Origin of the sequence: Devosia epidermidihirudinis, from assembly GCF_000971295.1 — a bacterium.
Lineage (GTDB): Bacteria > Pseudomonadota > Alphaproteobacteria > Rhizobiales > Devosiaceae > Devosia > Devosia epidermidihirudinis.
Genome location: NZ_LANJ01000019.1, coordinates 252,784 through 266,852 on the forward strand (window position 1 = coordinate 252,784; position 14,069 = coordinate 266,852).

At 61.2% G+C, this 14,069-nt stretch carries 15 protein-coding genes; 6 read left to right on the plus strand and 9 right to left on the minus strand.

All coding sequences use genetic code 11. From position 1 onward, the window contains the following. Positions 1 to 48: 48 nt before the first annotated feature. Positions 49 to 975 (plus strand): diacylglycerol/lipid kinase family protein, encoded by a 927-nt coding sequence (locus WH87_RS12940; protein WP_046137380.1) that lies wholly within the window; start codon positions 49 to 51, stop codon positions 973 to 975. Beyond that, the gene (locus WH87_RS12945; RefSeq protein WP_046137379.1) at positions 972 to 1,799 is read left to right on the plus strand and encodes a metallophosphoesterase family protein; all 828 of its coding nucleotides are present in this window, start codon (positions 972 to 974) and stop codon (positions 1,797 to 1,799) included. Before WH87_RS12940 ends, WH87_RS12945 begins: the two co-directional genes overlap by 4 nt. A 4-nt stretch (positions 1,800 to 1,803) precedes the next feature. On the opposite strand, the gene WH87_RS12950 is transcribed toward WH87_RS12945, so the two are convergent. From WH87_RS12950 to WH87_RS12980, 7 genes are all read right to left on the minus strand, one after another. After that, positions 1,804 to 2,865: an ABC transporter ATP-binding protein gene (locus WH87_RS12950; RefSeq protein WP_046137378.1), complete on the minus strand. Its 1,062-nt coding sequence runs from the start codon at positions 2,863 to 2,865 to the stop codon at positions 1,804 to 1,806. A gap of 2 nt (positions 2,866 to 2,867) precedes the next feature. After that, positions 2,868 to 3,704, minus strand: a complete 837-nt coding sequence (locus WH87_RS12955) for a carbohydrate ABC transporter permease (protein WP_046137377.1) — start codon at positions 3,702 to 3,704, stop codon at positions 2,868 to 2,870. Then, positions 3,697 to 4,548 carry a carbohydrate ABC transporter permease gene (locus tag WH87_RS12960; RefSeq protein WP_197410810.1) on the minus strand — a complete coding sequence of 284 codons (852 nt, stop codon included), beginning with the start codon at positions 4,546 to 4,548 and terminating at the stop codon, positions 3,697 to 3,699. Before WH87_RS12960 ends, WH87_RS12955 begins: the two co-directional genes overlap by 8 nt. Before the next feature lie 45 nt (positions 4,549 to 4,593). Beyond that, positions 4,594 to 5,475: an amidohydrolase family protein gene (locus WH87_RS12965; protein ID WP_046137375.1), complete on the minus strand. Its 882-nt coding sequence runs from the start codon at positions 5,473 to 5,475 to the stop codon at positions 4,594 to 4,596. Between the two features lie 61 nt (positions 5,476 to 5,536). Beyond that, on the minus strand, positions 5,537 to 6,769 hold the full coding sequence (locus WH87_RS12970; RefSeq protein ID WP_046137374.1) for an ABC transporter substrate-binding protein: 1,233 nt from the start codon (positions 6,767 to 6,769) through the stop codon (positions 5,537 to 5,539). A gap of 1 nt (position 6,770) precedes the next feature. Next, positions 6,771 to 7,742, minus strand: coding sequence for a carbohydrate kinase family protein (locus WH87_RS12975; RefSeq protein WP_052726161.1), 972 nt, complete (start codon positions 7,740 to 7,742; stop codon positions 6,771 to 6,773). Beyond that, on the minus strand, positions 7,739 to 9,091 hold the full coding sequence (locus tag WH87_RS12980; RefSeq protein ID WP_046137373.1) for a family 4 glycosyl hydrolase: 1,353 nt from the start codon (positions 9,089 to 9,091) through the stop codon (positions 7,739 to 7,741). Before WH87_RS12980 ends, WH87_RS12975 begins: the two co-directional genes overlap by 4 nt. A 180-nt stretch (positions 9,092 to 9,271) precedes the next feature. On the opposite strand from WH87_RS12980, the gene WH87_RS12985 reads away from it, so the two are divergent. Continuing rightward, a complete protein-coding gene (locus tag WH87_RS12985) occupies positions 9,272 to 10,030 on the plus strand; it encodes a GntR family transcriptional regulator (protein WP_046137372.1) in 759 nt (252 codons plus the stop codon). A gap of 25 nt (positions 10,031 to 10,055) precedes the next feature. On the opposite strand, the gene WH87_RS12990 is transcribed toward WH87_RS12985, so the two are convergent. Next, the gene (locus WH87_RS12990; protein ID WP_046137371.1) at positions 10,056 to 10,478 is read right to left on the minus strand and encodes a YciI family protein; all 423 of its coding nucleotides are present in this window, start codon (positions 10,476 to 10,478) and stop codon (positions 10,056 to 10,058) included. Positions 10,479 to 10,625: 147 nt separating this feature from the next. Between WH87_RS12990 and WH87_RS12995 the strand changes: the two genes are divergently transcribed. Genes WH87_RS12995 through WH87_RS13005 form a run of 3 tightly spaced genes read left to right on the plus strand, consistent with a single transcriptional unit; the run spans position 10,626 to position 13,577 of the window. Beyond that, positions 10,626 to 11,957 (plus strand): hypothetical protein, encoded by a 1,332-nt coding sequence (locus tag WH87_RS12995; RefSeq protein ID WP_156458223.1) that lies wholly within the window; start codon positions 10,626 to 10,628, stop codon positions 11,955 to 11,957. Then, on the plus strand, positions 11,947 to 13,248 hold the full coding sequence (gene murD / locus WH87_RS13000; protein WP_052726159.1) for a UDP-N-acetylmuramoyl-L-alanine--D-glutamate ligase: 1,302 nt from the start codon (positions 11,947 to 11,949) through the stop codon (positions 13,246 to 13,248). The genes WH87_RS12995 and murD overlap by 11 nt, the downstream gene beginning before the upstream one ends. Then, on the plus strand, positions 13,245 to 13,577 hold the full coding sequence (locus WH87_RS13005; RefSeq protein ID WP_046137370.1) for an SMR family transporter: 333 nt from the start codon (positions 13,245 to 13,247) through the stop codon (positions 13,575 to 13,577). Before murD ends, WH87_RS13005 begins: the two co-directional genes overlap by 4 nt. On the opposite strand, the gene WH87_RS13010 is transcribed toward WH87_RS13005, so the two are convergent. Further along, positions 13,574 to 14,056: an MgtC/SapB family protein gene (locus tag WH87_RS13010; protein WP_052726158.1), complete on the minus strand. Its 483-nt coding sequence runs from the start codon at positions 14,054 to 14,056 to the stop codon at positions 13,574 to 13,576. The two genes, WH87_RS13005 and WH87_RS13010, sit on opposite strands and share 4 nt — an antisense overlap. Between the last annotated feature and the right edge of the window lie 13 nt (positions 14,057 to 14,069).

Genomic DNA, 14,069 nt, shown 5'->3' on the forward strand with positions numbered 1-14,069 from the left:
GGAACACGTTCCACCTCTGCACAAAGGCGAGATTGGACCGTCCAGAACATGCCCCATCCCACCCACTACGTCATTCTCAACGCCAATGCAGGCACGGCGAACGCCACCGGCGTTACGTCGGCCGAGCTTGAACGCCTGTTCGAGGCTCATGGGCTTGATGCCAAGATAGATGCCGATAGCGAGCGCAATCTGGCGGAGCGGATCGACGCAGCGATGGCAAGCGGCGCTGAGACGATCGTAGCGGCAGGCGGCGACGGCACCATCACCGCGCTCGCGGCGGCGCTCGTCGGCAGCGACAAGAACCTGGCCATTCTGCCGCTTGGCACCGTTAATGCATTGGCAAAGGACCTTCACGTGCCGCTGGATCTGGAGGGGGCTGTCGCCGCACTGGCGACGGGCTCAAGCCAGCGGATCGACGTGGGTGAAGTCAACGGCCGCGTGTTCCTGCATAAGGTCGTCGTGGGGCTCATTCCCGGCGTCGCCGCCGGGCGAGAGCACATTCGCGGCAGGCAGGACGCCACTGCAAAAATCGGCTTTCTGCGATACTTTTTCCGCCGATTGGCGCGCGCCAGGAGGATCGCCGTGGCCATCGAGCCGAGCGATGGTGAACGTCGCGTCGAACGCGTGCAGGCCATCGCGGTCGCCAGCAACGCCTATGACGAAGGGCTCGGGCTGTTTTTCTCCCGCCACAGCCTCGATCGCGGCACCCTCACCCTCTATGTGCTGCACCACTTTACCGTCGGCGACTTCATTCGCCTCACCACCGGAATGCTGCTGGGTCGATGGAAAAACGACGAGGCCCTGACGATGGAGAGTGTTAAGGGCGTGACCATTGATGCGCGCAAACCGACCCTCAAGGTCATGTTCGACGGCGAGGTGATGAGCCTTCAGACCCCGCTGAATTTCACGATCAGGCCAGGCGCCCTGTCGGTCATCGTGCCAGCGACCACCGTAGCGCCTGAGGAGGCGGCATGAAAATCCTCCACATCTCAGACCTTCATTTCGGCCACCACGATCCCGTTCTGGCCGAGGGTTTTGCCGACGACATCAATGCGCAAAAGCCAGATCTGGTGGTGGCTAGCGGGGACTTCACCCAGATCGGCACCAGGGAGGAGTTTGTGCAGGCGCGCGAATTCCTCGACACGCTCGATGCGCCGGTCTTCGCGGTGCCCGGCAACCATGACGTCCCGGCCGTCAACGTGCTGCGCCGCTTCATCAATCCCTATGGTCTCTACCGGCGCTATATCTCGCCCGATCTTGAGCCCTTTCTAGAAATGAACGGCGTGGCCTTGGTGGGGATGCGCACATCACGACGGGCGCGCCTTGAATGGAACTGGGGACACGGCACGATTTCGCGAGGCCAGCTGGAAGAACTGGAACAGCGCTTTGCCCAGGCTTCGCCGACAGCCGTCCGTATCATTGTCGCTCATCATCCGCTGCTGTTTCCTACCGAGCCAATGGTGCAGAAGACCAAGCGCGTAAAGCGCGCGGACGACGCCCTTGCGACCTTTGCCGGCCTCGGGGTTCGCCTCGTGCTCTCCGGCCATTTTCACCTGTCCTATGTCCGCAAGCACGAGACCAATTCTGCAGCCCGCGAAGGCGAGCCAATGGGCCTCAGTAAATCGACAGTGGCACCAATTCTGATCGCCCAGGCCTCATCCGCCATCTCCACCCGTCTGCGCGGCGAGCCGAACGCCTATAACCTGATCGACATCAGCACCGACCAGATCACCGTCACGGTCCGCGAATGGCGCGACGGCGCCTGGCACACCCGCGACAAGGCAAGCGAGCCGGTATAGGGGCTTAGCGGATACGCTGACCGTCTGCGTCAAACACCAGGACGTCAGCGACGCGGAAACCTGCTCTGATCTGGTCCTGCTCTGGCGCTGCGCCGCGTTGTTCGATGATAACTTCCTCACCGCCCGGGCCACGGGCGTAGACGAAGCTGGTTCCGCCAAGATGCTCGGTGACGTCGACTTTGAGATCGAGCCAAGCGTCTGGCTCGCTCGGCTGGCTGAAGTGTTCGGGGCGCAGGCCAATGCTTAGGGCCGTACCAGGCGTGGGTGATGCGAACAGAGGCGGCAGTGCGATGATCTGACCGTCGCTGAGTGTCGCACCGCCGTTTGATACAGTGGCGCTCAGGAAGTTCATTCGTGGCGAACCAAGAAACCCAGCGACGAAAGCATTGTCAGGGTCAACATAGAGGTCGAGCGGCTTGCCGGCCTGTTCGACGCGCCCTGCCCGCATGACGACGATCTTGTCGGCCAGCGTCATCGCCTCGGTCTGATCATGGGTCACGTAGATCATCGTATTGCCAAGTGACTTGTGCAGCTTGGCGATCTCGACGCGCATCTGCACGCGCAATTCCGCATCGAGATTACTTAACGGCTCATCGAACAGAAACACCTCCGGCCGCCGTGTAATAGCGCGGCCGATAGCGACGCGCTGCCGCTGTCCTCCCGAGAGCTGTGCAGGCCGCCGCCGCAGCAATTCTCCGATGCGGAGCGTCTCGGCCGCTGCACTGACGCGCCGGTCGATCTCCGCGCGCGGGGTACCGGTCATGCGCAGGCCAAACCCCATATTTTCCGCGACATTCATGTGCGGATAGAGTGCATAGGACTGGAAAACCATGGCGACACCACGGTCTGCGGGGTCGGTGTCATTCACCTCGGCGCCACCAATGGAAATCACCCCCGCGGTGACCTCTTCGAGGCCAGCAATCATGCGCAAAAGCGTGGACTTGCCGCAGCCCGATGGACCAACGAAGACGCAAAATGCGCCATCCTCGATGGCCAGATCAATGCCATGCAAGACCCGGTGCCCCTCATAAGCCTTCTGCACACCGCTCAGTTGGACATCTGCCATGGTTATTTTCCGCCAAAACTGCCGGCGGTAAGGCCGGAAATGAATGCCTTGTTGCCAAGGATGAACACTGCGAGCACGGGCATTGTGGCAAGCACGCTCCCCGCCATCAGCAAGGGCCAGTCTGTGTTAAATTGACCCTGCAAGGTCGAGAGCGCGATCTGCACCGTCTGCATTTCAGGCTTGGTCGTCGTGATCAGCGGCCAAAGGAAGTTGTTCCACTGCGACACGAACGCAAAGATCGCCAGCGCAGCAAGGGCAGGCTTGCCCAGTGGCAGCACGATGAAGAGATAGATCCGCCAGTGGCTGCAGCCATCAAGCCGTGAGGCCTCGATCAACTCCCGTGGGATCGTCTTGAAATACTGCCGCAACAGGAACGTACCGAAGCTCGAGAAGGCGAAGGGCAGGATCAGCCCCTGATATGTGTCGATCCACCCCAGATTGCGCACCACCAGAAAATTGGGGATCAGCGTTACCTGCGATGGCACCATCAGCGCTGCCAGGTAAATCAGAAACAAAACCTCGCGCCCCCGGAACTGCAAGCAGGCAAAAGCGTAAGCCGCCATCGAGCACACGATCAGCTGCAAAATGGTGATGGCGCCGGTCACCATCAGCGAATTGGCGAAGGCCCGGCCAAACGGGATGACCGTGAAGACACGGAGGAAATTGTCCCAAAGCGGTGCCTCGACCCACAGCGTAGGCGGAAAACGGAACACTTCCGCGTTCGGCTTGATGGCCGTCGAAATCATCCAGGCGAAGGGTGCGCAGGTGATGATGACACCCGCCAAAAGCGCGATGAAGATCACCCAGTCCCAGGCACTGTGGCGCGTTGGTCTAGCCATAGTGCACCCAGCGGTTCTGCAGGCGATACTGCACCAGCGTAATGAACAACACGATCGCGAACAGTATCATCGCAGCGGCGCTGGCATAGCCCATCTGATAGAACTGGAACCCGTTCTGGTAGATGTAGAAGACCAGCGTATTGGTGGCGTTTGCCGGACCTGCATTGGTCATGATGAAGACCAATTCGAACACCTGAAAACTGCCGATCAGCGTGATAATCAGCACAAAAAATGTCGTCGGGGACAGCAGCGGCAGGGTGATGAACCACAGCCGTTTCCATCCCCGGGCCGCGTCGAGCGCAGCCGCGTCATAAACATCCTGACGGATGTTCTGCAGGCCCGCCAAAAACAGCACCATGCCATTGCCCAGATTTTGCCAGACCGACACGATGATAACAGCCGGCATGGCCCACTTGCTCGACGACAACCACTTCGGCGGTTCGGCGATGCCGACAGCGCTCAGCAGCGCGTTGACCACACCGAAATTGGTATTGAAGAGCCACGACCACACCAGAGCCGCCGCGATGGTGCTGGTCACGACCGGAAGAAAATAGGCGATCCGCAGCACGGTTTTGCCGTGGATCACGCGATTAAGGCCGAGCGCGAACAGCAGTCCGAGCACGATCTGGATCGGCACCGACGCCAGCACATAAAGTCCGGTATTACCCATGACCTGCCCAAAAATGCGGTCATTGAACAGGCTGGTATAGTTCTGTAGCCCCACGAACTGGGGCGGGTTGAACAGGTCCCATTGGGTAAAGGAAATGACGAGAGCCGCCACCACCGGCAAGCCGGTGAACAGCAGAAAGAGCACGAGGCTTGGCAGCAAAAACAGCCAGGCCACGCGTTCATCTCTTAGACGCAGCGGTGTGCGAGCTCGCGCCATCGTCTAGCTATCTACGCCGTAAATGCCAGCGGCATTGCGGTAGAAGATCTGGTCTTGCTCGTCCTCGGTGAGACCCATCGTGTCGAAGGCCGCCTTCCAGCGCAGGATATCACCCTTGATGCGGCGCAGGTCACTGTCCGAACCATAGAGCAATTTGCGCGGGCTGATTTCCTTGCCGATATAGCCGCCCTCGACGATGTGGTTGTGCACCACGTCGCCACCCGAGATATCGAAATAGAGCCGTGGACGCCAACGGGCGACCGCACTGGCGGTGCGATAATCCGGCCAGCCGAGGTGGGCACCGATGATGAAGAGCTCGGGGAAATAGAACGCGATGGTGTCGAGATAAATCGGCTGCATACGGGCGCTGGAGAACCCATATTGCTCGCGCTTGATATTACGCGACAGCCGCGTCACCAGTGCATCTTCCTCGGGCGAGCCTGCCGCTGGAGGCGCCTTCCAGGCGTCTTCCTTGGAGCCTTCGAGATAGTCGACTGGTCCACCCAGCACACCCGTATGGAACAGAATGCGCAGACCACGCGCCTGGGCCGCCTCATAGAACGGGTAGTAGTCGGGATGGTCGTAGTTCTTTGAAACCCCGGTCGTCTTGATGCCGTGGAATCCGCGCTGATAAAAATCCTCGACGAGGCTCACCGGGTCCTTATCCAGCTCCAGACGGCCCAGCGCGATGATCAGATCGGGACGCTGTTCGAGCGCCCAGGACAGCTTGTCATTGCCTCGACCCGGATTGGCCAGCAGCGCGACCTTCTGCACACCCGCATCTTCACAGGTGTCCGACAAAGCTTCGAGAAAACCCTTTTCCGCGTCGCGGCCGAACAGTTTGTCCCAGAAGCCATAATGCACGTGGGAATCGAAAACCCGCATGACCTATCTCCCTTATTGTCTGGAAGCTGCCCGGCGCCTGACGCCGGGCAGCAAGCGCGCGTTACTCGGCCAGCTTTGCGGTTACGTCCGCAACGATGCCGCCGATGGCGTCCTTTGCCGTCGCTTCACCGTTCCACACCAGATCCAGCGCAGGCTGCAGATAGAGGTTGGTGATGTCGACGTATTTGGGGAAGGACGCATTCAGCTTGCCGTTGGCTGCTTCAGACAGGAACACATCAGCGAACGGCGCTTTGAAGGCCGCCTTCACGGCTGCGTTGCCAATCTGGGCAGGCACTGCCGATGCGTTAGCGGATGCAAACACCACCTGACCGGGCTCACCGGCCAGGTAGGCGAAGAAGTTCCAGGCCGCTTCCTTGTCCTTGGCATTTGGATTGATGCCAAAACCAGCGCCACCAAGACTGTTGGACCGGATGCCCGTTGGGCCCTTTGGCAGCGGCGCCACCGCCCACTCAAAGTCGGCGTCTGCGAACGTGCCCAGACGCGCCGCATTGGCAAACACGATAGCCGCCTGCTGGCTCGAGAACAGCTGGCCCGTACCGCCAGCCTGATCCAGCTCGGTGAAGTTCGGCGTCACTTTGTCGACATTGATCAGGTCGCCGATGAACTGGATGGCCTCAAGGCCCTTTGGTTCGTCCAGCGTGAATTTAGTCGGGCGCGTTGGGTGATCGAAGGTCGTTCCACCGTTCTGGCGAACCCAGTTGCTCCAGTTGTTCTTTTCGATGGCAAGACCATAGCGGGTGATGCGACCACCATCGGTAACGGTCAGCTTGATCGCTGCATCGCGCAGCGCTGCCCAGTCCCAATCCGCAGTTGGATAGGCAACGCCAGCCTCATCAAAGGCGGCCTTGTTGTAATAGAGCACATTGGTGTCGTTATCGCGCGGCACCGAGTAGAGCACGTCGTCCAGCTGATGGATCAACAGAGCTTCCGGATTGAACTGATCGATCGGGAAACCCTTGTCAGCGATCCACTTGTCCAGAGGTTCCAGTTGCCCACGCGCCGCGTAAGTGGGCACATTGGTGATGAAGAACACATCCGGACCAGCGCCCGCAGCAAGCTGCGCATCAAGACGGGTGAAATAGCCAGACCACGGCGCATGCTGCACTTCAATTTTGACGTCTGGATTGGCCGCCTCATAATCCGCCACGATCTTTTCGAACGGCGGCAACTCGGCAGGATCGCCCCAATAGGCGAAACTCACCTTGGTCTCAGCCATGGCCGGGGCGGCGAACGCCAGTGCCAGAGCGGTTGTAACGAGAAGAAGCTTGTTCATGTCAGTTCTCCAGGGGTTTAAATGGGTGAGGCACGCGCCGCCGCCCCTGCAGCAGCGTGTGCAAACTGGAACCGATTGTTGCCGACGGATGTATGTGTGAGAAATCCTCCAACGCGGCACGCATCGGGCTGGCCCGACCGCCTGTGCCCGTGGTCGAGAGCGAGCCCGCCAACACTGCCAGCTGAGCTGCATTCAGCCAGTCAGCGCCCTGCTCAAGGCCAAGCAGAAGACCCGCATTGAACGCGTCTCCAGCGCCGATGGTGTCGACCACTGCCACCGTCGGCGCTGGGACGGTGACGACGTCACTCCCCTGCACCAGCAGCGCGCCATCTCCGCCATTTTTGATCAGCAAGACGGGCACCAGTGGCGCCAGCCGCGCGATGGCAACATCAAGATCATCCGTCTCGGCCAGCGTCAGCGCCTCGGCGGCGTTAGGCGAAAAGACATCGCAATGCGCAAGAAAGGCCCTGACGCCAGGCGTTGCCAGTGTGAACTCCCCGCCCCGACCATCGGCCAGCACCCGAGCATTCACCGCGCGCGCCGCCGCAATAAACTCGAGCCAATCCGAATCGAAACGGAACGTCTGCAGCAGCCATTCGGGCCGATCGAACAGAACATCCGTCGATGGCGGCGCCACCCGTGGCGCGCTATGGCTCAAGAAACCGCGTTCGCCATTGCCTGTGAACGCCACGGACAGGCGCTGTACCGGCCCATCGACATGTTCGAACGCCCGTTCATCCAGACCATCGCGTCGCGCCTGATCCAGCACGAATTGGCTGAAGAGGTCATTGCCAAACTGATTGGCCCAGCGGCTCGTCACCCCGAGGCGGCTAAGCGCCAGCGCCATATTGTAGGTGCCGCCCGGCATGATGCTGAGGCCATCGGCAAAATGCTCCTCGCCCAGCCGTGGCACGCCATCGAGCCCACTCAGGATCAGATCGCAGAAATACTCACCTGCCACCAGGACGCTCATGACCAGTCTCCGGTGAAATCGGCATGCGCCGCCAGATATTGATCCACCAAAGGCGTGGCCCGGGAGTAGGACAGCACCAGAGGATGAGCCGCCAGCGCCTCGATTGCGAGCACGCGATCCCGCGCCGCAATGGCGGCAACAGTCAGCCGCTCGTAGTGCTTGACGCTTTGGATGAGGTAGGACTGCTGCTCCGGCAGATTGCCCACCGCCACCGGACGAATACCGTCGGCGTCGATAGTGCAGGCAACCTCGACAATGTCGTCATCACGGAGCGCGGCAATCGCCCCTTGATTGGGCACATTGAGCCCGGTCCGCAATGCCCGCCCGCCGGTCAAAGCCTCGATGATGTCCAGGGCGACACCAGCATAGCCTTCGCCATCGGGCGCAACCGGCGCCTCTTCGATCGCCGTGGTCTGGCGCGCACTCCGCATATACGAGCCACTGCGGCGTTGTTCATAGGCGAAATACGCCGCGAGGCCTGCCGCGGGATCAGCCGTCAGGTCAATTTCCGCGAGTTGCCCCTGCAGCTCGGCATTGAGAAGACCGATCTCTTCGCCACGGCTCGGGCCAGCCTGCAACGCCGCCACGGCCTTCTCGGCATAGTAGAAATAGTAGAGGTATTCATTCAGCCAGACGCCGTGCCGACGCACCAGGCTCCGTTCGAACACGCGCTGCGCGCTGCTATCGAGAAAGCGATCATCAGCCAAAGCACGCGGCAGCACATCGACGCCATCAACCAGCACGCGCGGGCTGAATGACAGGTGGTTGAGGCCAAACAGCTCCGCGTCGACCTGCCGCGAACTAATTCCCAGCCAGTGGGCAACGGCATGTTGAGCGCCATTGGCGCTATCGCAAATGCCAACCGCCTGACTGAACCCGGCGTTGTGCAGCGCCTGTGTTACCAGCCCCGCCGGGTTGGTGAAATTGAGCAACCACGCATTGGGCGCCAGCTCTTGGATCAAGCGGGCGTAGTCAAGAATGATCGGAATGGACCGGAGCGCCATAGCAAAGCCGCCGGCGCCAGTCGTCTCCTGCCCCAACACCCCCAGATCGAGCGCAATCCGCTCATCGGCAATGCGCCCGGCGATGCCGCCAGGACGAATGGTGGTGACCACAAAGTCAGCGCCCGTTATCGCGACGCGCGCATCGGTGGTCGTGCTGATGGTAACGGCACTCGCCTGCTGTCGGACGATTTCACGGGCAATCGTGCCGAATATCTCCAGCTGGGCACCGTCCGTATCCATCAAGGCAATTTCAGAAAGACCAATCTTGCTCGCTCGCGTCAAAGCAGCCTGCACGAAAAGCGGTGCCCGGACACCACCACCGCCAATGAGCGCGAGCTTGACCATCAGTGATCCAATCCAATCTGGCTATAGCTGGTTATATCCAGTGATACTAAGTGATGCATTTCGATCTGAGAAGCCCTATGAGCCTGAGGTAGAAACCATTATGGGGATGAGCGCTCCACGCAGTCGGCGCGGAAACCTGCTTGTCTTTTGTCTATAGAAACAATCGAGTATAACAGCGACATGATCAAGGGCGTAGTCCGCAACAGTCCGCTGCCACTTTACCAGCAAGTGAAGAAAAACCTGCTCGACCTGATGCGAAGTGGAGAAATCCCTTCCAGCGGCAAGATTGCGTCTGAAAGAGAGCTGGTCGCGCAACTGGGCGTCAGTCGTATTACCGTGCGCCAGGCACTCAAGGAATTGGTCGCTGATGGACAGCTTCAGAGCCGACCGGGGAAAGGGTTTTACACCACCGCCAGAAGCGGTCGTGGCCACGAGCTGGAAGTGGTCCGCAGCTTCAGCGAGATGGCGCTGGCCAATGGGAGCGTTCCGGGAACAAAACTGCTGTCGCTGGATGTGATGGAGCCGCCCGAGGACATCGCGCTGGGCTTGGCACTTGAGCCTGGCGCCAAGGTCGTTCACCTCAAAAGGCTGCGCTTGCTCGACGATCTGGCCGTTTCCGTTACGCAGGACTGGCTCCCCGCCACGCTGGTACCAACTCTCGCCATGCTTGAATGGAACAAGTCCAACCTCTCGCTCTATGCCGAGCTTCGCGAACGCTACGCCGTCATTCCACTTCACGGCCAAACCAGATTGAGCGCCGCATTGGCGGAGCCTGACGAGGCCGAGCTCCTTGGCCTGACACCACCGGCAGCCGTGCTTGTCGTCGACCAGATCGCCTATGGGGCTGGTCGGATACCGATCAACATGACGCACTCCGTCCAGAACCCAAAGACCTATCCTCTAAGGCTCAGCCAGGGCACCGCCTCCTTCGCGCAGTGATTGGTACCCCATCAGCCCGCCGCTCTCATGCCTCTCCCGTCGCCTCCCGGTTGCGGTTGTGCAGGCCCGCGACCTCGGGCGTCAGGGCTTCGCCGAAATCGGAGAGTTCATAGACCGGGCGGATTTCGATTTCGCTGGGGCCGGGCATGGGATTGGGACAGCGTTTGACCCATTCCACAGCCTGATCCATGTCCCGCACGTCCCAGATCCAGTAGCCCGCCACCAGCTCCTTGGTTTCCGAAAATGGCCCATCGATCACCATGCGACTGGCACCGTCGAAGGCGACGCGCTTGGCCTGGCTCGTTGGCTTCAGGCCATCGCCCGCCAGCATGATCCCCGCCTTGATCAACTGCTCATTGTATCGGCCCATTTCCTCGAGCATCGCCGTGGTCGGCTGCATGCCCTCTTCGCTGTCGGTCGTTGCCTTCACAAACACTACAACGCGCATTTTTCATCTCCTCGGTCTGCGGCCCCATTGGCCGCCTGAATAAGCGACGAACGAGCCCACGCGATTTCGACATCATGGGATCGTGCCCCACTCCCGCCACCCTCGCAAATCACCTATATGGTTGGGACCACTGCAAGTGAGCTGACCTTGACCGAACACTTTCTCATCGAGCGCCCCTCCTTTGATCCGGCAACGGGCAAGGCTGTTTTCACCTATGGGCTCGATGACCTGCGCTTCACCGAGACTCTCACCCTGCCCGCTGGCGCCGATCCCAGCGCTGCAGCGTCACCGTCCTTCGCCAAGCTGCTGGAGCTGACGGCGATTGTCCTCGGCGTCAGCTACTTCAAGCTCAAGGCCCCCTTCGTCATCGCTGCGCCGGAGATCGCGCTGAGCGAGGCGGAACGCGCGTTCACCATCGACGTCTATGAAAACGGCCTTGGCGAGTTTTACGCCCGCAACAATCTGATGCGCTTCGGCAAGCTCTCCATCGAGGCGCCGCTTGATTCCGAGGCCACGCGCCCCACGCTCGACCTGCCCAACCGCACTCTGCTGCCCATTGGCGGCGGCAAGGACTCGCTGGTGAGCGTCGATCTGCTGACCCATACCGGCGTCGCGTTCAGCCCCTTTGCGGTCAATCCCAAGGGCCCGATCATCACCTCGATCGCCGTGATCGGCACGCCGCCGGTCTATGTCACCCGCACGCTCGACGCCGAGATGATCCGGCTGGGCAAGGAGCCCGGCTATTACAATGGCCACGTCCCCTCCACCGCCATCAATTCCATGATCGCTGCGCTCTGCTCGGTGCTGTTTGGCTACAACCAGATCGTGCTGTCCAACGAGCGCTCGGCCAGCGAGGGCAATGTCGAGTTCGATGGCCGCGAGACCAATCACCAATATTCCAAGTCGCTGGGCTTCGAGCTGCTGATCGCCTCGATCCTCAGCGATGCCACCGGCGGCGCGCTGAAATACTTCTCGCTGCTCCGCCCCTATTCGGAAGCGCGCATCGCCTCCCTATTCACCCACGAAACCAAGTTCGACCACGTCTTTTCCAGCTGCAACCGCAATTTCCGCCTCACGGGGAACGACGGCCCGCTCTGGTGCGGCGAATGCCCGAAATGCCATTTTGTGTTCCTGATCTTCGCGCCCTTCATGGCCAAGGACCGGCTGCTGTCCATCTTCGGCAAGAACCTGCTCGACAATCCCGCTCATGAAGGCTCGTTCCGCGAACTGGCTGGCCTTGCCGGCCAAAAGCCGTGGGAATGCGTCGGCGAAATTCTTGAAGCCGCCGCCTGCCTTTATACGCTCACCCGCCATGCAGACTGGCACGACGCGGCAGTGGTGAAGGCGGTCAAGGCCGACCTCTTCGCCCAATATGGCGAACCGGCGCTGCAACTGGCCATGGCCGAATGCCTGACCGACAGCCACGACCACCACATTCCACCCGCGCTCGCTGCCAAGGTGGCCGCCTATGCGGTTTGAAGAACCCGTCCTGCTCTATGGCGCGGGCCGCGAGGCCCTCTCCACCCGCGCCTTCCTCAAGGCCCGCCAACCCGACCTGAAGGTCTTCGTCACCGTCGATAGCGGCACCGCCGATATTCCGGACACCGAACAGATCGCCCCCGAGGACCTGCCCGCTGCCATCCAGGACCACCGCTTCGGCCTGATTGTCAAAAGTCCGGGCGTGTCGCGCTACAAGCCCATTTTCGACATCGCCCGCGCCGCCGGCATTCCCACCACGTCCAACCTCAACCTCTGGGGCGCCGCCTATCGCGCTGGTCGCACCGTCATCGCCATCACCGGCACCAAGGGCAAATCCACCACCGCCACCCTGGTCCATCTGATGCTGACCAGTTCCGGTGTCGATGCTGGCCTTGCCGGCAATGTCGGCCTCGCGCCGCTCGAAGCGGCCGACCGCAACGCCGTGGTGATCTTTGAACTGTCGAGCTATCAGACCGCTGACATGAGCTTCCTGCCCGATCTGGCGGCGGTGACCAATCTTTATCCAGAGCATGTCGACTGGCACGGCTCGGTCGAGCGCTATTTCGCCGACAAGCTTCACCTGATTGATCGCGACGGCGACTTCCCGGTTGCCCTCGGCGCTGGTGCCAAAACCAATGCGCTCGTGGCCAGTGCCGTGCGCGACCATCGCCGCCTCGTCCGCGATCTCACCCGCGACGAACTCGCCGTCATCGACGCCGCCGCCGCCACGTCGCGCCTCAAGGGCAGTCACAATCTGGACAATGCCCGCCTCGCCGCACAGATCGCGCTGGCCACCGGCGGCACGCTCGATGGCGTTGTCGCCGGGATTGCCGCCTTCGCGCCCCTACCCCATCGGCTTGAAGAACACCGCATTGGCGGGCTGACGTTCGTCAATGACTCGATTTCGACCACGCCTGAAGCCACCAAGGCCGCCCTCGCGGCCTATCGCGGCCATCGCATCGCGTTGATCGCCGGTGGGCATGAGCGCCAGCAGGATTATGCCGAACTAGCAGGCCTACTCGAAGGTTATGGCGTCAGCACTCTGGTCTGCCTGCCCGTCACCGGCGAGCGCCTCGCCGCTGCCGCCAAAGCCACCGCGCCCAGCATTGACACCATCAGCGCGCCAGACCTCGAAGCCGCGATGCACGCGCTCCATGCGCGCCGCAACAGCTTCAATGCTGTCATCCTGTCGCCGGGCGCGCCGTCCTATAACCAGTTCAAGAATTTCGAAGAACGCGGCCGACGCTTCGTCGCGCTCGCCAACACCATTTTCGGTCAGGAAACGCCATGAACGGCGCTGCTTATCTCGCCATCGCCATAGTTGGCGAAGTGATCGCCACATCGTTCCTGCGCGCCTCGGCCGGCTTCACGGTTCTCGTCCCATCCATTGTCGTGGTGGTCGGCTATTGCGTCACGTTCTACTTCTTCTCACTGGCGCTCCAGACCATTCCGGTCGGCATTGGCTATGCCATCTGGTCCGGCGTCGGCATCATTCTCGTGTCGATCATCGCCTTCTTTGCCTATGGCCAAACCCTTGACGTGCCCGCCCTTATCGGTATCGGCCTGATCCTGGCCGGTGTGCTGGTGATCAACCTGTTCTCCCACTCGGCAACGCACTAAGGCTCGTGCCGGGCGACCCGGCGCGTCACGGCCCGCAGCGACGCCAGCACCACAACGGCCAACAGCGCCACGCCAAAGGCTACGATGTAGTAGCCTAGCGACGTGGCGACGCCGACGGCTCCCGCCAGCCACATGCCCGCCCCGGTGGTCAGCCCCTGCACATTGCCCCGCGAGCGGAAGATCGCCCCCGCCCCCAGAAACGCAATGCCCGCCGTCACCGCTTCGACGGCACGGATGGGGTCCGCCTGCGGCCCGCCTGTGCCCGGCTCGATAGTGTGGAAAATCTCAAAGGCGAGGATGGTGAACAGGGCGGCCGCCACAGACACCAAAATATGCGTCCGCAGCCCCGCCTCCGCCGTGCTGATCTCGCGCTCAAAGCCGATCATGGCACCCAGCAGCGCCGCAATCAGCAGGCGAATGGCGAGGATATGTTGCGGCAGGTAAGTTGCGACAAAGCCAAACTCATTGCCGACATCCATGACAGATTGCTCC